The organism is Halomonas sp. G15 (assembly GCF_021282295.1).
Classification (GTDB): Bacteria; Pseudomonadota; Gammaproteobacteria; order Pseudomonadales; family Halomonadaceae; genus Halomonas; species Halomonas alimentaria.
Map to the genome: position 1 here is coordinate 39,667 of NZ_JAJSPA010000022.1, position 18,953 is coordinate 58,619.

General features: G+C 70.8%; 13 protein-coding genes and 1 pseudogene. 8 read left to right on the top strand and 6 right to left on the bottom strand.

What is annotated here, in order from left to right; all coding sequences use genetic code 11:
- Position 1 precedes the first annotated feature (1 nt).
- The 4 genes from cydD to LWH48_RS11585 all read left to right on the top strand — a co-directional run bounded on the left by cydD (position 2) and on the right by LWH48_RS11585 (position 6,514).
- Positions 2-1,675, top strand: coding sequence for a thiol reductant ABC exporter subunit CydD (gene cydD, locus LWH48_RS11570; protein WP_232912696.1), 1,674 nt, complete (start codon positions 2-4; stop codon positions 1,673-1,675).
- Complete coding sequence (gene cydC / locus LWH48_RS11575; protein ID WP_232912697.1) at positions 1,672-3,399, top strand: thiol reductant ABC exporter subunit CydC; 1,728 nt, start codon at positions 1,672-1,674, stop codon at positions 3,397-3,399. The genes cydD and cydC overlap by 4 nt, the downstream gene beginning before the upstream one ends.
- 39 nt (positions 3,400-3,438) lie before the next feature.
- Positions 3,439-5,418, top strand: coding sequence for a DUF4139 domain-containing protein (locus tag LWH48_RS11580; RefSeq protein WP_232912698.1), 1,980 nt, complete (start codon positions 3,439-3,441; stop codon positions 5,416-5,418).
- 103 nt (positions 5,419-5,521) lie between these two features.
- Positions 5,522-6,514 (top strand): adenosine deaminase, encoded by a 993-nt coding sequence (locus LWH48_RS11585; protein ID WP_232912699.1) that lies wholly within the window; start codon positions 5,522-5,524, stop codon positions 6,512-6,514.
- 137 nt (positions 6,515-6,651) lie between these two features.
- Here LWH48_RS11585 and LWH48_RS11590 read toward each other — a convergent pair whose 3' ends face one another.
- A complete protein-coding gene (locus LWH48_RS11590) occupies positions 6,652-7,641 on the bottom strand; it encodes a cytochrome-c peroxidase (protein ID WP_161432294.1) in 990 nt (329 codons plus the stop codon).
- A gap of 231 nt (positions 7,642-7,872) precedes the next feature.
- Here LWH48_RS11590 and msrP point away from each other — a divergent pair, with 231 nt between their 5' ends.
- Positions 7,873-8,838, top strand: a complete 966-nt coding sequence (gene msrP / locus LWH48_RS11595) for a protein-methionine-sulfoxide reductase catalytic subunit MsrP (protein WP_232912700.1) — start codon at positions 7,873-7,875, stop codon at positions 8,836-8,838.
- Between the two features lie 14 nt (positions 8,839-8,852).
- Positions 8,853-9,452 (top strand): sulfite oxidase heme-binding subunit YedZ, encoded by a 600-nt coding sequence (locus LWH48_RS11600; protein WP_232912701.1) that lies wholly within the window; start codon positions 8,853-8,855, stop codon positions 9,450-9,452.
- A gap of 70 nt (positions 9,453-9,522) precedes the next feature.
- On the opposite strand, the pseudogene LWH48_RS11605 reads toward LWH48_RS11600, so the two are convergent.
- The 5 genes and pseudogenes from LWH48_RS11605 to xdhA form a co-directional block, all read right to left on the bottom strand.
- Positions 9,523-9,996: pseudogene (locus LWH48_RS11605) on the bottom strand (solute carrier family 23 protein); the annotation flags it as partial.
- Between the two features lie 36 nt (positions 9,997-10,032).
- Positions 10,033-11,352: a guanine deaminase gene (gene guaD, locus LWH48_RS11610; RefSeq protein WP_232912702.1), complete on the bottom strand. Its 1,320-nt coding sequence runs from the start codon at positions 11,350-11,352 to the stop codon at positions 10,033-10,035.
- Between the two features lie 181 nt (positions 11,353-11,533).
- Entirely contained in the window at positions 11,534-12,379 is an 846-nt protein-coding gene (gene xdhC, locus LWH48_RS11615; RefSeq protein ID WP_232912703.1) for a xanthine dehydrogenase accessory protein XdhC, read from the bottom strand.
- Entirely contained in the window at positions 12,376-14,877 is a 2,502-nt protein-coding gene (xdhB, locus tag LWH48_RS11620) for a xanthine dehydrogenase molybdopterin binding subunit (protein WP_232912704.1), read from the bottom strand. The genes xdhC and xdhB overlap by 4 nt, the downstream gene beginning before the upstream one ends.
- Positions 14,861-16,357 carry a xanthine dehydrogenase small subunit gene (gene xdhA / locus LWH48_RS11625; RefSeq protein ID WP_232912705.1) on the bottom strand — a complete coding sequence of 499 codons (1,497 nt, stop codon included), beginning with the start codon at positions 16,355-16,357 and terminating at the stop codon, positions 14,861-14,863. The genes xdhB and xdhA overlap by 17 nt, the downstream gene beginning before the upstream one ends.
- Positions 16,358-16,545: 188 nt before the next feature.
- Between xdhA and LWH48_RS11630 the strand changes: the two genes are divergently transcribed.
- A complete protein-coding gene (locus LWH48_RS11630) occupies positions 16,546-17,217 on the top strand; it encodes a TetR/AcrR family transcriptional regulator (RefSeq protein ID WP_232912706.1) in 672 nt (223 codons plus the stop codon).
- Positions 17,218-17,225: 8 nt separating this feature from the next.
- The coding region (gene hrpB, locus LWH48_RS11635; RefSeq protein ID WP_232912707.1) for an ATP-dependent helicase HrpB at positions 17,226-18,953 on the top strand (1,728 nt) is incomplete at its 3' end.

Genomic DNA, 18,953 nt, shown 5'->3' on the forward strand with positions numbered 1-18,953 from the left:
GGTGGCCGGTCGCCGCAATGCCACCGGGGACGCGTCCCGGTGGCTGGCCGCGCATGCCGCCGCGGAGCGTGTTCGCCTCGGCCTGGCGGTCGCCGCCGGGATGGCCGCCACCCTGGCGACCCTGGGGCAGCTGGCGCTGCTCGCCCGCTTCGTCAGCGAACTGCTAGTCGCCGAGGTGCCGGTCTTCGACCTGGCTCCCCTGGCGCTGGGCATGCTGGGGCTGCTGGGGGTACGCAGCCTGGCGCTGTTCTCCCAGGAGCGCCTGGGAGTCGCCGCCAGCCTGGCCCTGCGTCATCGGGTACGTGCCGAACTGCTCGACCATCTGGCGCGCCTGGGGCCGGCGGGGCTTGCCTCACGCCACTCGGCGTCGCTGGCCAGCCAGCTGGTCGAGCAGGTGGAGGCCCTCGACGGCTATGTGGCGCGCTATCGCCCCCAGCGTCTCCTCGCGGTCATCCAGCCGCTGCTGGTGCTCGCCGTCGTCGCCTGGCTCGACTGGCTGGCGGCGCTCTTCCTGGTGCTCTCGGCACCGCTGATCCCCCTGTTCATGGCCCTGGTGGGCATGGGGGCCGAGCGCCTCAATCGTGAGCAGTTCGAGGCGGTATCGCGGCTCTCCGGCCACTTCATCGACCGGGTCCGGGCGGTCAGCACCCTGCAGCTCTTCGGTCGCACCCGGGAGGCGACCGACGAGGTCCATGCCGCCGCCGATGACTATCGCCGCCGCAGCCTGCGCACCCTGCGCGTGGCCTTCCTCTCCTCGGCGGTGCTGGAGTTCTTCGCTTCGGTGGCCATCGCCGTGGTGGCGATCTATGTCGGCTTCGGCCTGCTCGGTTATATCGGCTATGGCCCCTCGCCCGAGCTGACCCTCTACAGCGGCCTGCTGGTGCTGCTGCTCGCCCCGGAGTTCTTCCAGCCGCTGCGCGTGCTCTCCCAGCACTATCACGACCGTGCCGCGGCCCTGGGGGCGGCCGATGGCCTGGTGGCGCTGCTCGACGCGGATGTCGAGGCGCTGCGTGGCGTGTCCGAGGAGACCGATCCGGCGCCGACGGGGGAGCTGGTGCGCCTCGAGGGCGCCTGCGTCGACTACCCCGGACGCGGCCGCGTGCTTGGGCCCCTGGACCTGACGCTGGTGCCCGGCGAGGTGGTGGCGGTCACCGCTCCCTCGGGCGGGGGGAAGTCCACGCTGCTGCAGCTGCTTGCCGGCTTCCTGGGCCCAAACGAGGGGCGGAGGCGGACGGCCCCGGGCCTGACCTTCGCCTGGATGGACCAGCGCCCGCTGCTGATCCAGGGCAGCCTGGCCGACAACCTGCGCCTGGCCGCCCCAGAGGCCGACGACACCCGCCTGGTCGCGGCGTTGCAGCATGCTGGCCTGGGCGAGTTGCTGGCACGCCTGCCGGAAGGCCTGGCCACCGTCGTGGGGGAGCGCGGCGCCGGGCTCTCCGGCGGGCAGGCCCAGCGCCTGGCACTGGCCAGGATCTTCCTTTCCGACGCCCCGCTGGTGCTGCTCGACGAGCCCACGGCGAGCCTCGACGCCGAGACCGAGGCGCGGGTCATCACTGCGCTGGGCGAGCTCGCCGAGCAGGGCCGCTGCCTGGTCATCGCCACCCACCATCCGGCGCTGATGGCGCTGGCCGACCGGTGCCTGGCACTGGAGGCAGACACAGGAGCATCATCATGAGTCGACCCGGCGAGGGCCATCGAGGCCTGCTGGCCGAGCTCGCGCCCTGGCTGGCCATGCTGGCTCGCCATCGAGGACGGCTGTCTGGCGGGGCAGGGTTGATGGCGTTGACCCTGGTCTCCGCCATCGGCCTGCTGGCGCTCTCCGGCTGGTTCATCACCGCCACCGGCCTGACCGGGCTACTGCTGGCCGCAGGCGTGGCGGCGCGCCTGGATGTCTACCTGCCGGGGGGCGGCATCCGCACCTTTGCGGTGACCCGTACTGTGGCCCGCTACCTGGAGCGGCTCTACAACCACGACACGGTGCTGCGCCTGCTCGCGGACCTGCGCGGGCGACTGTTCGCTGTGGTCGCCGGCCTCGACGCCCATGCCCTGGCGCAGCGTCGCGCCAGCGACTGGCTCAACCGGCTGACCGCCGATATCGACGCCCTGGACAGCCTCTTCCTGCGCCTGCTGGCACCCGCCGCGGTGGCGCTGCTGGCGATCCTCGGCCTGGCAGGCTTCCTCGCCCTGTGGGCGCCGGCGGCGGGACTCGCCGCGGGTGGTCTGTTGCTGGTCGGCTGGGCCTGGCTGGTGGTCGGCCAGGCGCGCCTGGGCATGGCCGCCAGCCGGCGCCAGGTCGAGGACCGCGAGGCGCTGAGAGGGCGCCTCGTGGAACAGCTGCAGGGGCTGGCGGAGCTCGAGGCCTACGGAGCCCTGGACGCTCAGCGTCGGCGCCTCGAGACCCTGGAGGCCGGGCTCTACCGGGACCAGCGTCGGCTCGGCACCCTGGTGGCGCTGGGCAATGCCCTGTCTGTCCTGCTGGTCGGGGCGGCGGCGCTCGCGGCGCTCTGGCTCGCCGCCATGGCCTGGCAGGCCGGGGCACTCTCGGGGCCACTGGCGGTGATGATGCCCCTGGCGGTGCTGGCCATGAGCGAGGCGCTGGCCGGGCTTCCCGCCGCTTTCACCTGGCTGGGGGCCACCCGTGGCGCGGCAGCTAGGCTCAACGGCCTGCGCCAGGCCGCAGACAGGACCGAAGCGACGGCGGGTGAGCCGCCACCTTCCGGGCCCCTCTCGGTCGCAGTGCAAGGCGTCTCGCTGCACTATCCCGGGGCGCCCCTGGCGGCACTCGAGGGGCTTTCGCTGCGCCTGGCGCCCGGCGAGAGGCTGGCGCTGTGCGGTGCCTCGGGGGCAGGCAAGTCGAGCGTGGCGACGCTGCTGCTGCGCCAGCTCACCCCCGCTGCCGGCGACATCCGGCTGGGCGGGGTGGCGCTCCCGGCCTGGCCCGAGGCCGAGCTGCGTCGCCGCGTGGCGGCGCTGACCCAGCGCATCGACCTGATCGATGACAGCCTGTCCGCCAACCTGCGCCTGGCCAGGCCCGATGCGGTGGAGGGCGAGCTGTGGGCAGCGCTGGCCTGGGTCGAGCTGGCGGCCTGGGCGGAGGCCCTTCCCGAAGGGCTTGCGACACGGGTGGGCGAGGGTGGCCGGCGCCTCTCCGGCGGTCAGGCGCGGCGCCTCGCCCTGGCAAGATTGCACCTGCTGGACCCCGGCCTGGTGCTGCTCGACGAACCCTTCGCCGGGCTGGATGCCGGCACCGTGGCACGCCTCAAGCCGCGCCTGGATGCCTGGCTGGCTGGGCGCAGCGTGATCTTCCTGGTGCACCAGCTGAATGACGGGGCTTTCGACCCGCCGGGGATCGATCGGCGCCTGACGCTGGTCGAAGGCCGGCTGGCAGGCTATACCTGAACCAGTTTTTTTCGAATCGGCCTACCCAAGGAGACGACCATGAGTGTCAGGGACGCAGCCACCCGGCGGGATCGCCGCCACTCCACGCTTCGCATCGCCGCCGCCCTGGTCACCGTGTGGCCACTGGGCTCGGTCCTGGCCGAGGAGCTGCCGGTGGAGGCGGTGACCCTCTCCTCCGGTGGCCTGGCCGAGGTTCAGCGCAGCGCTCGCCTGGACGGCGACGGGACCCTCTACCTGGAGGTGCCCCTCGAGCAGGTCAACGATGTACTCAAGAGCCTCGTCGTCCGGGACCCGAGTGGCCGCATCCGAGGCCTCAGCCTCGACGGCCTGGCGACCCTGGAGGAGACCTTCCGTCGGCTACCCTTCGGTCCCGATGACCTGGGTTCGGTGGCCCGCCTGGCCGCGACCCTGCAGGGCGTGGAGGTGCGGGTCAGCTCCGGTGGTCAGTGCCTCGAGGGGCTGGTGCTGGGGGTGGCGGAGAGCGAACCCGACGAGGAGGGGCACCGCGTACGCACCCTGTCGCTGCTCGATGCCGAGGGTGGCGTGGCGACGTTGCGCCTGGGGGATGATGCGCGGCTGGAGGTACTGGATAGCGCCCTGCGTGAACGCCTGGGCGAGGCCGCCGAGGTCAGCGGTCGGGCACGCACCGAGGAGATGCGCCGCATCGCCATCGAGCTCGATGGCGAGGGCGAGCGCGAGGTGTCGCTGACCTATGTGGTGGCCGCCCCGGTATGGAAGAGCGCCTACCGCCTTCTGCTCGAGGCCGATGACGCCGCACGTCTGCAGGCCTGGTCGGTGGTCGAGAACGCCAGCGGTAGCGACTGGGATGACGTGGCCCTGACCCTCTCCAGCGGCGCCCCGGTGACCCTGACCCAGCGCCTGCTGGAGCGCTACTGGGCGTCCCGGCCGGAGGTGCCGGTCAGCGCCGATGCCACCGCCCCGGTGCGGCCCGACGAGGGTGCCATGGATTCCCTGGGGGGTGCCAAGGCCGAATCCATGATGGCCTATGGTGATGCGGCGGTGAGCCGCAGCGTGGCGGCGCCGGCGGCTCCGGCATCGCGTCCCGAGGTGGTCGAGAGCGCGACTGCCGCCACCTGGCGGCTGCCCGACGCGGTCGACCTCGCCGCCGGGCGCACCCTGTCGCTGCCCTATATCGACGCCGAGGTGCCCGCGCGGCGTGTGTCGCTCTACCAGCCCGAGCGCGGTGAGCGCCATCCGGTGGCTGCGGTACGCCTGGAGAACACCACCGATGCCTGGCTTCCGCCCGGCCTGGTGACCGTCTACGAGGCGCGGGTCGGCCACGTCGGGGACGTCAACCTGCCTGGCATCCCGGCCGGTGAGTCGCGGCTGGCCAGTTTTGCCGCCGACCGCCAGGTGCGGGTGGTGGAGAGCACCCGTCCCGAGGAGCGCCTCGAGCGAATGGTGATCGTCGACGGCGCGCTGCGCGTCACCCACCAGTCCCGGCGCCTGACCCGCTATGCCGTGGAAAACGATGCCCGCGAGAGCCGTGAGGTGCTGATCGAGCATCCGCGCCGCGAGGGGTGGGAGTTCGCCTCCGACGCCCTGGTCGAGAGCACGCCGAACCATCGTCGCCTGGCACTGACCCTGGCCGCCGGCGAGAGTGGCGAGGTGGAGGCCCTGGAGACGCTGACTCGCCGCCAGAGCGTGGCCCTGGTCGATGCCGGAGTGGCGCAACTGGTGGAGTGGCGCGATGCCGCCGAGGGGGATACCGCCGCGCAGCTGGAGGCGGTGCTGGAGCGTCGCCGGGCCCTGGCCGAGGTGGAGCGTGAACTCGAGCGTATCGAGCAGGGGCTGGGCCGGGCCGGAGAGGGCCAGGCTCGCATCCGCGACAACCTGGCGGCGGTGGGCACCGACAATGAGCTCGGCCAGCGCTACCTGGCCGACCTCGAGGCCCAGGAGGAGCGCATTGCCGAGCTGGAGGATCAGCGCCAGGGCGCCGAGGAGGAGCGAGAGCGGCGGCGCGAGGCGCTGGCCGAGACCCTGCGCCGGCTGCCATGAGGGCGTTGATACGCTCAAGAGGGCGTTGACGGCTGGGGCTTTGCGCGGCGGCCCGCTTTCTATCAGGATGTGATGATAGGACCCGAGGAGAGCGAGACGAGCCATGCGTGATTTCCTGACCCGCCTGCCCAAGGCCGAGCTGCACCTGCATATCGAGGGCTCGCTGGAGCCCGAGCTGATGTTCGCCCTGGCCGAGCGCAACGGGATCGCGCTGCCTTATGCCACGGTGGAGGAGGTGCGCGCCGCCTACGACTTCTCGGACCTGCAGTCCTTCCTGGACCTCTACTATCAGGGCATGAGCGTGCTGCACACCGCCCAGGACTTCCATGACCTGGCGATGGATTACTTCCGCCGCGCCCACGCCGAGGGGGTGGTCCACGTGGAGATGCACTTCGACCCCCAGGCGCATCTGGCACGCGGCATCGAGCTTCAGGTGGTGATGGAGGGGCTCTCCCTGGCGCGGCGTGAGGCCGCCCGGGAGCTGGGGCTCTCCACCGCCCTGATCATGGCCTTCCTGCGCGACCGCGACGCCGACGAGGCGCTCAAGGTGCTGGAAGAGGCCGCCCCCTACTGGGAGATGCTCGACGCCGTGGGGCTGGACAGCGCCGAGCAGGGCAACCCGCCGGAGAAGTTTGCCGAGGTATTCGAGCGGGCCCGGTGCCTGGGTATCCCGCGGGTGGCCCATGCCGGCGAGGAGGGGCCTCCCGCCTATATCCGTGGGGCGCTGGACCACCTCGGCGTGTGTCGCATCGACCATGGGGTGCGCTGCCTGGAGGATCCCGAGCTGGTCGCCCGGCTGCGTGACGAACAGACGGTGCTCACCGTCTGCCCGCTTTCCAATGTGCGCCTCAAGGTGGTCGAACGCCTCGAGGATCATCCGCTGCCGCGCCTGCTCGCCGAGGGGCTCAATGTCACCCTCAACTCCGATGACCCGGCCTACTTCGGTGGTGGCATGCTGGAGAACTTCCTCGCCTGCCAGCGTGCCTTCGGCTGGGACGAGGCTACCTTCCGCCGTCTGGCCGGCAACGCCATCGAGGCGGCCTTCGTCGACGAGGCGCGCCGCGACGAGCTGCGCCGGCTGCTGGCCGAGGCGTAGGCACTGGCTCGCACACTACCTCACGACGAGTGGTGTAACACGGTGGCGAAACACGACGCGGCCCCGGGATAGCTCCTCGGGGCCGCGTTGCATTCCATGTTCCTCAAGGGCCGGGCCGCAACAGCCCGGCGCCAGGGTCACGGCAGGGCCGGCACCTCGTAGTCTGGCTGCTCGCCGGTCAGGCTGTGCAGGAAGGCGGTGATGTCGGCGATGGTCTGCTCCTCGAAGTCGCGACCCAGCATCTCCTTACCCATGATGGCCACGGCCTCCTCGAGGGTCTCGGTGGCGCCGTTGTTCATGTAGGGGTAGGTGACTGCCACGTTGCGCAGGGTCGGGGTGCGGAAGCGATGGCGGTCGCTCTCCTCGCCGGTGACGTCGAAGCGGCCGACATCGGTGGAGCCGGGTACCTGTATGCGGTGGAACTGACTGTCGGTCAGCGCCGGGCCGCGGTGGCAGGCGATGCAACCGTTGTCCACGAAGGCCACCATGCCGTCCTTCTGCTGGTCGCTCAGGGCGTCCAGATCGCCGTGCAGGTAACGGTCGAAGGGCGAGTCCGGGGTATTGAGGGTGCGCTCGAAGCTGGCGATGGCGTGGGCCAGGTTATCGGCGCTGATCGGGTCCTCATCGTCCGGGAAGGCCGCGGCGAACTTCTGCTCGTAGACCTCAAACCCCTCCAGGCGCTCCAGGGCCTGATCCAGATCCATGGCCATCTCCACGTCGGCCTCGATGGGACCGACTGCCTGGCCCTCCAGGTCCGGCTCGCGGCCATCCCAGAACTGCGAGCCCAGGAAGCCGGAGTTGAGCACCGTGGGGGTGTTGCGCTCGCCGATCTGGCCGTCGTGGCCGGTGGCCCGCGGGATACGGTCGGTCCAGCCCAGCGCCGGGTTATGGCAAGTGGCGCAGCTGATCACCCCGCTGGAGGAGATGCGTGGCTCGAAGAACAGCATGTTACCGAGCTCCACCTTGGCGTCGGTGAGGGAGTTGTCCGCCGGAATCGCCGGCAGGTGCGGCAGCGGTTCGAAGCGGTCGCGATAGTCGCCGAGGCCGTCATCGGCCAGGGCCGGGGTCGAGATGGCGAGGGCCGAACCGATGGTGACGGCCGTGGCCAGCAGGCGCTTGTTGTACATGATGATTCCCCTTTCTGTAATGACCCGTCAGGCAGTGAAGCCGTTAATCGATGTTTAACGTTCTATCAGCCAGTTAGGCAGCTGGCCTGATACTAATCAACCCAGTACAACGGTCGGACAAGGGGGTTGCTTGATCTGCATCAAGAAATTGCCCCGATAGGGATTGCCGTCTGGACCGGTCACGCCGGGTCATGGAAGCTGGCGCGATATTCCTTCTATGGGAGAGATGCCATGGCCCGCTACCGCTATCCCGCCATTGCCGAATCCGAGGTGACGCCAAGAGAGCTGTTTCGCCAGCGACGGCGCTTTATCCAGGGCGGGGCGGCCCTCGGGGCGGTGGCGTTGGCGCCGGGGCTGCTGCTGCCGAGCAGCGCCTACGCCTGGCAGGAGGCCCTGGCCGACAGGCTCGAGGGTGACCTGCCATCACGTGGACTCGCCGGTGGCGAGACCCTTACGTCCCGCAAGGATGCCACCGCCTACAACAACTTCTACGAGCTCGGGGTCCGCAAGAGTGATCCCGAGGTCTATGCCCACAAGCTGATTACCGATCCCTGGTCACTCACCATCGATGGCGAGGTGGGCAAGCCCGGCACCCTGGCGCTGGAGGATGTGCTGAAGCGTGAGACCCTGGAGGAGCGCATCTACCGACTGCGCTGCGTCGAGGCGTGGTCCATGGTGATTCCCTGGGTCGGCTTCCCGCTGGCCGACCTGCTCAAGCGCCATGCTCCCACCTCCCGGGCCCGCTACGTGCACTTCGAGTCGATCCATGACCCCGAGAACCTGCGTGGCCAGAAGAGCTCGATCCTCGACTGGCCCTACCGCGAGGCGCTGCGTATCGACGAGGCGATGCATCCGCTTACCCTGCTGGCGGTAGGCATGTACGGCGAGGTGATGCCCAACCAGAACGGCGCACCGATCCGCCTGGTGGTGCCCTGGAAGTACGGCTTCAAGAGCATCAAGTCGGTGGTGCGCATCACCCTCACCGAGGAGCGGCCGATGAGCGCCTGGATGGAGCAGAACCCCGAGGAGTATGGCTTCTACGCCAACGTCAATCCCGAGGTGGATCACCCGCGCTGGAGCCAGGCGCGGGAGCGGCGTATCGGCGAGCGCGGCAAGCGCGAGACGCTGATGTTCAACGGCTATGCCGAGGAGGTCGCCGGGCTCTACGCCGGTATGGACCCGAACGAGCACTTCTGACGACGGGGAGTCGCATGTCGATCGTCAAGGGCCCGGTGCTGATGTTCCGCCTGCTGGTGCTGGCGTCCGGCCTGCTGCCGGCGCTGTGGCTCGCCTGGCGCTGGGGGCAGGATGACCTCGGCGTCGTCCCCGAGGAGGCGGTGGTGCACCTGACCGGGCGCACCGGCCTGGTCCTGCTGCTGGCCACCATCGCCTTCAGCCCCGCCTTCCGGCTCACCGGCTGGGTAGGCATCATGATCGCCCGACGCCAGATGGGGCTATGGGCCTTCGCCTGGCTCTGCGCCCACGCCCTGGCGTGGATGGGGCTGGAACAATACTGGGCCTGGGAGTGGATCTGGCACGACATGTGGGACCTGCCCTATGTGCGCTATGGGGTGGTGGGCCTTGTGCTGCTGGTGCCGCTGGCGCTCACCTCCTTCCGGCGAGTGCGTCAGGTCATGGGGGAGCGCGCCTGGCACTGGCTGCATCGCCTGGTCTACGTCTCGGCGGCGCTGGGTGCCACTCACCTGTGGATCCTGACCCGGGCGGACTATCGACTGCCGATGCTGGTGGTCGCCGTGCTCGCCGCCCTGGTGCTGTTCCGGCTGGTGGATGCGGCCCTGCAGCGTCGCTGATCGACGCCTCCTGAATGCCGAAGGGCCGCCCGCGGGCGGCCCTTCGGCGTGGTGGGAGGGGGCGTGCTCAGGTGATGGCGTAGCGTAGCGAGGCGGGAATCGCCTCGATGATCGCCTTGCGCACATTGAACACCGCGAGCAGGGCGAACAGCACCCCGGACCAGAAGACGCAGCCCAGGGCCACCTCCCAGGAGAGGCCGGCGCCCAGCACCAGGGTGTAGGTGAACAGCGCGTTCATGCCCATGCCCGGGGCCACCAGGATGGGGTTGCGGGCGTAGAGGCCCATGGCCAGGCTGCTCATGAAGCTGATCAGCACCGTGGCGGAGAGCGCCGCGGAGAAGGGAATGCCCGCCTCGGAGAGGATCGCCGGGTTGACCACGATGATGTACATCGAGGCCAGGAAGGTGGCGATGCCGGCGAGGATCTCGGTCCTGAGGCTGGAGCCGCGTCGGCTCACGCCGAAGAAGCGGTCGAGCCAGGGGGCGTCGGAGGTTGAGGCGGCGGTGGCCGCCTCGCCGGGCAGGGAGGAGGTCTCGGTTGTCATGTCGAACCCGTTGTTGTTGTGAGTGAAGTTTGTCAGTCAGTCGTCGCGGCGGTGCTGTAGGCGTCCGGCCGCCCAGGTCTCGGCCACGCTGCGGTCGTCGCCCATCATCATCAGCGCGAAGAGGGTCTCGGCCAGGCTCCGGCTGCGCACGGTGCGCCGCGCCAGCAGCGGCGTGGCGGCGGGGTCGAGGACCACCAGGTCGGCGTCCATGCCCGGCGCCAGGCGGCCGATGCGGTCATCCAGCGAGAGCGCCCGGGCGTTACCCAGGGTCAGGCCATAGAGGCCCTGCCAGGCGGTGAGAGGCTGGCCGCGCAGCTGGCCCACCTGGTAGGCGGCCTTGAGCGTGGCGAGCCCCGAGAGGTCGGTGCCGCCCCCCACGTCGCTGGCGTAGGTGACGTTGAGCCCCATCTCCCGGGCGGCCTGGCGGTCGAATAGGCCGCTCCCCAGGAAGAGGTTGGAGCTGGGGCAGAAGGCGAGGTTGGCGCCGCGCTCGGCGAGCCGGCCGCGCATCTCCTGGTCGAGGTGGATGCCGTGGGCAAAGGTGCTGCGCGGGCCCACCAGGCCGGACTGCTCGTAGACCTCGAGGTAGTCGCGGCTGCCGGGGAAGAGCTCGGCTACCCAGTCGAGCTCGCCGGTGTTCTCGGCGAGGTGGGTCTGCAGCCAGAGGCTCTCGTCGTTGCGCAGCAGCGCGCCGGTGGCGTCGAGTTGCGCGCGGGTGGAGGTGGGGGCGAAACGCGGGGTCAGGCTGTAGCCGAGGCGCCCCTTGCCGTGCCAGTCGCCGATCAGACGCTCGCTGTCGCGGATGCCGCCCACGACATCGTCGGTGAGCCCCGCAGGCGCATGGCGGTCCATCAGGACCTTGCCGGCCAGCATACAGAGGCCGCGGCGGTGGCTCGCCGCGAGAAAGGCGTCTACCGAGGCGGGGTGGCTCGAGCAGAAAACCTGGGCGGTGGTGGTGCCGACCCGCAGGAGCTCGTCGAGGAAGGCCTCGGAGAGGGCCGCCGCATGGTCCGGGTCGGCGAAGCGCAGCTCCTCGGGGAAGGTGTAGTCGTTCAGCCAGTCGAGCAGCTGGCGCCCGTAGGAGGCGATGATCTCCAGCTGCACGTAGTGGACATGGCTGTCGATAAAGCCGGGGGTGATCAGCTTGCCGCGGTGGTCGACTACCTCGATGCCCTGCGGCAGGTCGGGGGCCAGGGCGGCGTAGTCGTCCACGGCACGGAGTCGGCCGTTCTCGATCCACACCGCGCCATCGGGGTGGTGGCGCACGCTGCCCGGTGCCGGGGTATCGTCGTCGCCGGGGTCGGCATCGAAGCTCAGCAGTTCGGCGCGCAGCACGCGCGAGTCGTTGTTCGTCATCTTTTGGGCTCGTTTGTTACCGCCATCGGGCTCATCCGGCAACAGGCCTTCGAGGAGGCGCTGTGAATCCTTCCCTGGACGCTACATTTGCCATCCTTGGCAAATGACCTCCTCTTCGGCCTATTCCCGGCGCCCGATGGCCATCGTTGTCGCGGCTCGGTGGATCGTTCGGGGTCGCCGGCTAGAACAGGTCACGCAGCACGGCGGGGTCCAGGCCGCGCTGGTCGGGGCGATCGGTGCTGGCGGTCAGCGGCAGCAGCTCGGCGAGGGTGGCAAGCGCGATGGCGTAGGGGCTCTTGTCGCCGCCCGTCCCCCCTGTCGACATGCCGATCGGGCAGCGCACCCGGGCCAGCGACTCGGCGTCATGGCCGGCGTCTGACAGCCGCGAACGGAAGCTGGCCCACTTGCTTTTCGATCCGATCAGGCCCAGCGAGGCCGTGTCGTCTCGACGCAGCAGGGCGTCCATCAGGGCGCGGTCCCCGGCGTGGTCGTGGGTCATCACCAGGGCGTGGCTGCCGGCGGGCAGCCCGGCCACGGCGGCAGCTGGATCCGGGGTGCGCCGGCACTCCAGGCGCGGGATCTCGTCGGCCCAGGCCGGGAAGGCGTCATCGCGGCTGTCGTGCCACAGGATCTGCCAGCCCAGGGGCTCGGCCAGGCGCACTATCTCGCGGCCGACGTGGCCGGCGCCGAACAGCGCCAGGGTCACGGGGCTGCCCGGGAAGACCTCGAGCAGCACGTTGACGAAGCCGCCGCAGCACTGGCCGCTGCGCCCGCCGAGGCTGAAAGCCTCGAGGCTCATGCCGGGCTCGCCGGCGGCCAGGCGCTGCCGGGCCGCCTCGATGGTCTGCCACTCGAAGGTGCCGCCACCCAGTGTGTCGAAGACGGCATCCCCGGTGATCACCATCCGCGCCCCGGGCTCCCGCGGGGTGGAACCGGCGCTTGTCACCTGGGTGGCCAGGGCGTGGGGCACCCCCTCGCGCTGCAGCCGGTGCAGGGCGGCATGCCAGCTCTCGGCATGGGCGCTCATGGCGTCGACTCCCCGCGGCGGCGCAGCGCCTCGGCGGCCATCAAGACCCGCTCCGGGGTGGCCGGGGTGTCCAGCCGCGGCGACTCGCGGTAGTCGGTGAGGCTCGCCAGGGCGTCGCGCAGTGCCGACCATACCGAGATGGCCAGCATGAAGGGCGGCTCGCCCACCGCCTTGGAGCGGTAGAGGCTGGCCATGGAGTTGGGGTGGCCCTCCATCAGGTCGACGTTGAAGCGCGGCGGCAGGTCTCCGAAGGTGGGGATCTTGTAGGTGGCGGGGCCGTCGGAGAGCAGGTGCCCGCCCTCGTTCCAGCGAAGTTCCTCGCTGGTCAGCCAGCCCATGCCCTGGATGAAGCCGCCCTCCACCTGGCCGACGTCGATGGCCGGATTGAGGGAGTCGCCCACGTCGTGGAGGATGTCGACTCCCTCCACCCGGTACTCGCCGCTCAGGGTGTCCACGCGCACCTCGGCCACCGCGGCGCCGAAGGCGTAGTAGTAGAAGGGGCGCCCCTGGCCGGCCTGGCGGTCATAGTGGATCAGCGGCGTGGCGTAGAAGCCCTTCTCGGAGAGCGAGACTCGCCCGAAATAGGCCGTCTGCACCAGCTCGCCCCAGGGGATGCGCCGCTCGCTCTCACCCCAGCCCGCCACCAGGTGGCCATCCTCCAGGCGCATGCCTTCGCGGTCGAGGGCATGCCCTTGATAAAAGTGCTCGGCGGCGAAGTCGAACAGGCGTTCCTTGAGCCTCAGGCAGGCGTCCCGGGCGGCCATGCCGTTGAGGTCGGCGCCGCTGGAGGCCGCGGTGGGCGAGGTGTTGGGCACCTTGTCGGTGCGCGTGGCGGTGATGCGCACGGCGTCGAGGTCGAGGCCCAGCTCCCGGGCCACCACCTGGCAGATCTTGGTGTGCAGGCCCTGGCCCATCTCGGTGCCGCCGTGGTTGATCTGCACGCTGCCGTCGGTATAGACGTGGAGCAGGGCGCCCGCCTGGTTGAGGTGCTGGGCGGTGAAGGAGATGCCGAACTTCACCGGGGTGAGCGCCAGGCCGCGCTTGACCACCGGGCTCTGGGCGTTGAAGGCGGCGATCTCGCGGCGGCGTGTCCAGTAGTCGCTGCTCGCCTCCAGCCGCGCCACCAGCTCATGCAGCAGGCCGAGCTGCTCCACGCTCTGGCCATAGTGGGTAACGTCCCGACCCTGGCGATAGAGGTTGCGCTTGCGGATGGTCAGCGGGTCCTCGCCCACGCGCCGGGCGATGTCGTCCATGGCCGCCTCGATCACCATCATCCCCTGGGGGCCGCCGAAGCCGCGGAAGGCGGTGTTGGAGGCGAAATGGGTACGCGCCCGATGGCCGGTGACCCGCGCCTGGCCCAGGGAGTAGGCGTTGTCGGCGTGGAACATGGCGCGGTCGACGATGGCATCCGAGAGGTCCGGCGAGTAGCCGCAGTCACCGATCACGGTGATCTCGCCGCCCTGGATCACGCCCTGCGCGTCCACCCCCAGCCGGTAGCGGTTGTGGAAGGGGTGGCGCTTGCCGGTGACGCGCATGTCCTCGCCGCGGGGCAGGCGCAGCTTGGCCGCACGGCCGGTGCGTCGGCTGATCAGGGCGGCGATGCAGGCCCAGGGCGAGGCCTGGGTCTCCTTGCCGCCGAAGCCGCCGCCCATGCGGCGCACATCCACGGTGACCGCATGCAGGGGCACCCCCAGCACCTCGGCCACCAGCTTCTGGGTCTCGCTGGGGTGCTGGTTGGAGGTGTGCACCACCACGCCCTCGTCCTCGGTAGGGGTGACCAGGCAGGCCTGGCCCTCCAGATAGAAGTGCTCCTGGCCGCCGACGAACTGCTCGCCGGTCACCGTCAGGGCGGCGTCCTCCAGGCTGGCCGCCCAGTCGCCGCGCTCCTGGACATGGGTGGGGCGCACGAACTCGCCGCGCTCGGTAGCGGCCACCGGGTCGAGGCTCGCCGGGTGCTCGTCGACCTCCACGACACCGGCATCAAGGGCCGCCTTCACCGCTTCCCGGGCGGCGCGATGGCTCTCGGCGGCCACCGCGAAGAGCACCTGGCCGGCGTAGCTGATCTCCTCCTCCACGAAGAGCGGGTCGCCGGGGAAGACCGGCCCGATGTCGGTGTGGCCGGGCACGTCGGGAAAGCCTACGGCGTCCACCACGCCGGGCAGGGCGCGGACCCGGTCGAGGTCGAGGCGAGTCAGGCGGCCATGAGCCACCGGCGAGAGGGCGAGCGCCAGGTGCAGGCAGTCCGCCGGCACCTTGAGATCGTCGATATAGGCGGCCCGGCCGGTGACGTGCTTGATGGCGCTTTCGTGGGCACGGGCGCTGCCGGCGCCACCCTGGCCCAGGGTCTCTCGGGCGACCGGCCCCGAGCCCTGGATGCGCTCCTCGAGGTCGCGGCGCGCCGCGGCGGCGTCGCTATCGAGGTCGCCGGGACGAGTATCGGGCGCCTTGGCCCGCGCGGCTTCGGGCGCCTGGGTCGAAAGCCTAGTGAGCGTACGCATCGAGCATCACCTCCCGGGCGCTGGTGGATGTCGGGTCCTGATCGCTGGCGGTCACCACCAGGCGCAGGCGTTCGAGCAGGTTGGCGGCGGAGAGGCGGCGGTAGTCGGCGCTGCCGCGCACATCGCTCATGGGCTGGAATTCCTCAGCCAGGGCGGCGCGGGCCGCCGCGAAGGCTGCCTCGCTGGGGGCCTGCCCCTCCAGGGCCACCTCGGCGGCCGCGGCGCGCTTGGGGGTCGCCGCCATGCCGCCGAAGGCGAGGCGCACGTCGCGCAGCACGCCCTCCTCGAGGCGCCAGGCGAAGGCGCCGAGCACCGCGGATATGTCGTCCTCGCGGCGCTTGGAGAGCTTCCAGACCTTGAGGTGTCGTCCCGCCTCTGGCCTGGGCAGGAAGATGGCGCGGATCACCACGCCTTCGTACTCCTTGTCCTGGTTCAGTGCGGTCTTCTTGTAGTCGAGGAAGAAGTCGTCCAGGGGCAGCTCGCGTTCACCCTTCGGTCCGGCGAGCCATAGCCGCGCGCCCAGGGCGAGCAGCACCGGCGGGGTATCGCCGATGGGGGAAGCGTTGGCGATGTTGCCGCCCAGGGTGCCGCGGTTGCGCACCTGGGCCGAGCCCAGCCGGTGCAGCAGGTGAGCGAAGGCCGGGTAGTGCTCGGCGAGCAGCGGTTCCAGGCGCGCATAGGTCACCGCGCCGCCGATCCACCAGCCGGCGCGGCCATCCGCGAGTGTGGTTTCCTCGAGGGCAGCGAGCTCGGCCACCCGGGTGACGTCCACCACCCGCGGGAAGCGGGCAAGGCGCTGGGTCACCTCGAGCCACAGGTCGGTGCCGCCGGCGACGAGCGGCGCCTCGGGGTGGGCGCGGCGCTCGGCGACCAGTGCCTCCAGGGTCGTGGGCTGGACGAAGGCCGCCTCGGGCGCCGCCTCCTGCGGCGGGGCTGCGGCATCCACGGCGAGGTCGAGCCACTCGGCGCGCGCCTCGGGATAGTCGCCCATGGCCAGCGCCGCATCGCGGATCGGGCGGTAGCCGGTGCAGCGGCAGAGGTTGCCGCCCAGCGCCGCCTCCAGACGCTCCGGGGTCAGGGGCGCCGGACGCTCTCCATCTCCCCGTCGCTGGCTTTCATGCAGGGTGAAGAGCGACATCACGATGCCTGGGGTGCAGAAGCCGCACTGGCTGCCGTGGTGCTCGACCATGGCCGCCTGGGCGGGGTGCAGGGTCTCGCCCTGGGCCAGCCCCTCCACGGTGACCAGGGCACGGCCCTGTAGCTGTTGGGCCGGCGTGATGCAGGCGTTGGCGGCGTGGTAGCGGGTCTTGCCGTCGGCATCGGGCTCGCCGATGGCCACGGTGCAGGCGCCGCAGTCGCCGGAGGCGCAACCCTCCTTGGTGCCGGTCTGGCCCAGGGTGTCGCGCAGGAGCTCGAGCACGCTGGTGTCGGGCGAGGCCTCGCACTGGCGGGGCTGCCCGTTGAGCAGGAAGTCGATCATCGTGTTGTCTCTGTTCTTGATTGCGACTCGTTGTTGCGACCGTCGATCGCGTCAGGGATTCGTCTCGGGAAGTATCTTGACCATTCGGTCAGGAATGACCTCAGCATGGTCCAGATATGGGTGCTTTGCAAGGTCCCGGGGCATGCGGCAAACTCCCCGCAACCTTTCATATGGCCAGGAGGCGCTTGATGAGCCAGGGCGATGTCCCCGCGAACCCCAGGGGGGAGGGTGGCAACGGCGCTACCCGAGAGCGCAACGAGCGCGAGATCCTGGCCGCTGCCGAGCGGGTCTTCGCCGCCCACGGCTACCGAGGCGCCAGCCTGGCCACCATCGCCGAGCAGGCGGGGCTGCCCAAGTCCAATGTGCTCTACTACATGGGCAGCAAGCGGGGCCTCTACGTTCGCCTGCTGGAGCGGATGATGGCGCGCTGGAACGCCCTGCTCGACGACATCTCGGTGGACGACGACCCGGCCGAGGTGCTGGAGGCCTTCATCCGCAGCAAGATGCAGCTCTCCCGGCGCCACCCCGAAGGCTCGCGGCTGTTCGCCGCCGAGATCCTGGGTGGCGCCCCCTTCCTGCAGGAGTACCTGCGCGGCGACCTGCGCGACTGGGTCCAGGCGCGCGCGGCGATCTTCCGTCAGTGGGCCGAGCGCGGCCTGATGGATCCGGTGGATCCGGTATGGCTGATCTTCCTGATCTGGTCGGCCACCCAGCACTACGCCGACTTCGAGGCCCAGGTGCTCGGCATCACCGACCGCGAGTCGCTGAGCGACGCCGACGTGGAGTCGATCACCGCCTTTTTGACCCGGGTGATCCTCAAGGGGTGCGGCGTCAGGCCGCGCGCCTCGTCAACCGACTGAAGCGCCGTATGTCACTCCCCATCGAGTCCCGTCTGCCCGCGATCCAGGCGGCCCTGGCCGATCATCCCCGTGCGCTGCTGGTGGCCGAACCCGGCGCCGGCAAGACCACCCGGGTGCCGCTTTCGCTGCTCGAGGCGCCATGGGCCCGCGAGGGGAGGTTGCTGCTGCTGGAGCCGCGGCGGGTAGCGGCGCGCCTGGCCGCCGGCTTCATGGCCGAGAGCCTGGGCGAGCGGGTCGGGGAGACCGTCGGCTACCGCATGCGCGGCGAGAGTCGCGTCGGCCCGCACACCCGCCTGGAGGTGGTCACCCAGGGGGTGCTGACACGGATGCTCCAGGAGGATCCACTGCTCGAAGGCGTGGCCGGCATCCTCTTCGACGAGTTCCACGAGCGCAGCCTGGAGGCGGACCTGGGCCTCGCGCTGGCGCTTGATGCCCAGTCGGTGCGCGACGACCTGCGCCTGCTGGTGATGTCGGCGACCCTGGATGTCGAGGCCCTGCTCGGGGTGCTGGGGGAGGCGACCCCGGTGATTGACTGCCCCGGGCGCAGCTACCCCGTCGAGACTCGCCACCGCGCCCTCAATGCCCGCGACGACACCGCCCCCCAGCAGGCCCGGGCGCTGCTCGAGGCCATGACGGCGCAGGCAGGCGATGCCCTGGTGATCCTGCCCGGGGTGGCGGAGATTCACCGGCTGGCCCGGGAGCTCGCCGGCCGGGCGCCTGAGCTTGCCGTGATGGAACTGCACGGCAGGCTGCCGTTGGAAGCCCAGCGCCGCGCCCTGCGCCCGGATCCCGTGGGGCGCCGGCGAGTGGTTCTCGCCACCGCCATCGCCGAGTCCAGCGTCACCGTGGATGGCGTGCGCCTGGTGATGGACGCCGGTCAGGAGCGGGTGCCGGTGTTCCAGCCCAGGAGCGGCCTGACCCGGCTCGAGACCCGCCGCGTCAACCGCGCCAGCGCCGACCAGCGCCATGGCCGCGCCGGCCGCCAGGGGCCGGGCCTCTGCCTACGGCTGTGGGCCGAGGAGCAGCCGCTGGTTCCCCATGGCGAGCCGGAGATCCGCCAGGCCGATCTGGCGCCGCTCGCCTTCGAGCTGGCCCGTTGGGGCATCACCGACCCGAGCCAGTTGGCCTGGGTGACTCCGCCGCCCGAGGCGGCGCTGGCCGCCGGGCGCGAGCTGCTGCATCGCCTGGGCCTGCTTGACGACGCCTTCCATCTGACCGAACCGGGGCGCTCCGCCGCCCGCTGGCCGACCCACCCGCGCCTGGCGGCGATGCTGGAGCGCTCCCATGGGCTCGATGCGCTGCCGCTGGCCTGTGCCCTGGTGGCACTGCTGGAGGAGCGCGGTGGTGACGAGGAGCGCGACCTGGAATGGGCGCTGCAGTCGCGGTTGCGTGAGCCCCGCAGATATCGTCAGTGGTGGCGCGATGCCGAGCGCCTGGCCCGGACCGCCGGTGTGCCCCTCGAGGTGGCGAGCCTGGCTCCGCTGGGGGAGCTGCTGGCCGTCGCCTACCCGGAACGCATCGCCCAACGCCTGGACGCCCCGGGCCGCTTTCGCCTGGCTTCCGGGGGGCTGGCGACCCTGACGGAGGCGCACCCCCTGGCCCACGCCGATCTGCTGGTGGCCGCCGAGCTCTCCGGCGAGGCGAGCGGGGCGCGGATCTACCGGGCGGTGGGGCTTGGCGTCGAGCGCCTGGCGGCGCTCTATCCCGAGTGCACCGAGTGGCGCCCACGCCTGGAG

What these genes read in the sequence shown, in the direction of transcription:
- LWH48_RS11600 (WP_232912701.1), top strand. Translation starts at nt 8,853, where the DNA reads ATGTCGATCGTCAAGGGCCCGGTGCTGATGTTCCGCCTGCTGGTGCTG.
- msrP (WP_232912700.1), top strand. Translation starts at nt 7,873, where the DNA reads ATGGCCCGCTACCGCTATCCCGCCATTGCCGAATCCGAGGTGACGCCA.
- LWH48_RS11590 (WP_161432294.1), bottom strand. Translation starts at nt 7,641, where the DNA reads ATGTACAACAAGCGCCTGCTGGCCACGGCCGTCACCATCGGTTCGGCC.
- guaD (WP_232912702.1), bottom strand. Translation starts at nt 11,352, where the DNA reads ATGACGAACAACGACTCGCGCGTGCTGCGCGCCGAACTGCTGAGCTTC.
- LWH48_RS11630 (WP_232912706.1), top strand. Translation starts at nt 16,546, where the DNA reads ATGAGCCAGGGCGATGTCCCCGCGAACCCCAGGGGGGAGGGTGGCAAC.
- xdhA (WP_232912705.1), bottom strand. Translation starts at nt 16,357, where the DNA reads ATGATCGACTTCCTGCTCAACGGGCAGCCCCGCCAGTGCGAGGCCTCG.
- LWH48_RS11580 (WP_232912698.1), top strand. Translation starts at nt 3,439, where the DNA reads ATGAGTGTCAGGGACGCAGCCACCCGGCGGGATCGCCGCCACTCCACG.
- cydC (WP_232912697.1), top strand. Translation starts at nt 1,672, where the DNA reads ATGAGTCGACCCGGCGAGGGCCATCGAGGCCTGCTGGCCGAGCTCGCG.
- xdhC (WP_232912703.1), bottom strand. Translation starts at nt 12,379, where the DNA reads ATGAGCGCCCATGCCGAGAGCTGGCATGCCGCCCTGCACCGGCTGCAG.
- LWH48_RS11585 (WP_232912699.1), top strand. Translation starts at nt 5,522, where the DNA reads ATGCGTGATTTCCTGACCCGCCTGCCCAAGGCCGAGCTGCACCTGCAT.
- xdhB (WP_232912704.1), bottom strand. Translation starts at nt 14,877, where the DNA reads ATGCGTACGCTCACTAGGCTTTCGACCCAGGCGCCCGAAGCCGCGCGG.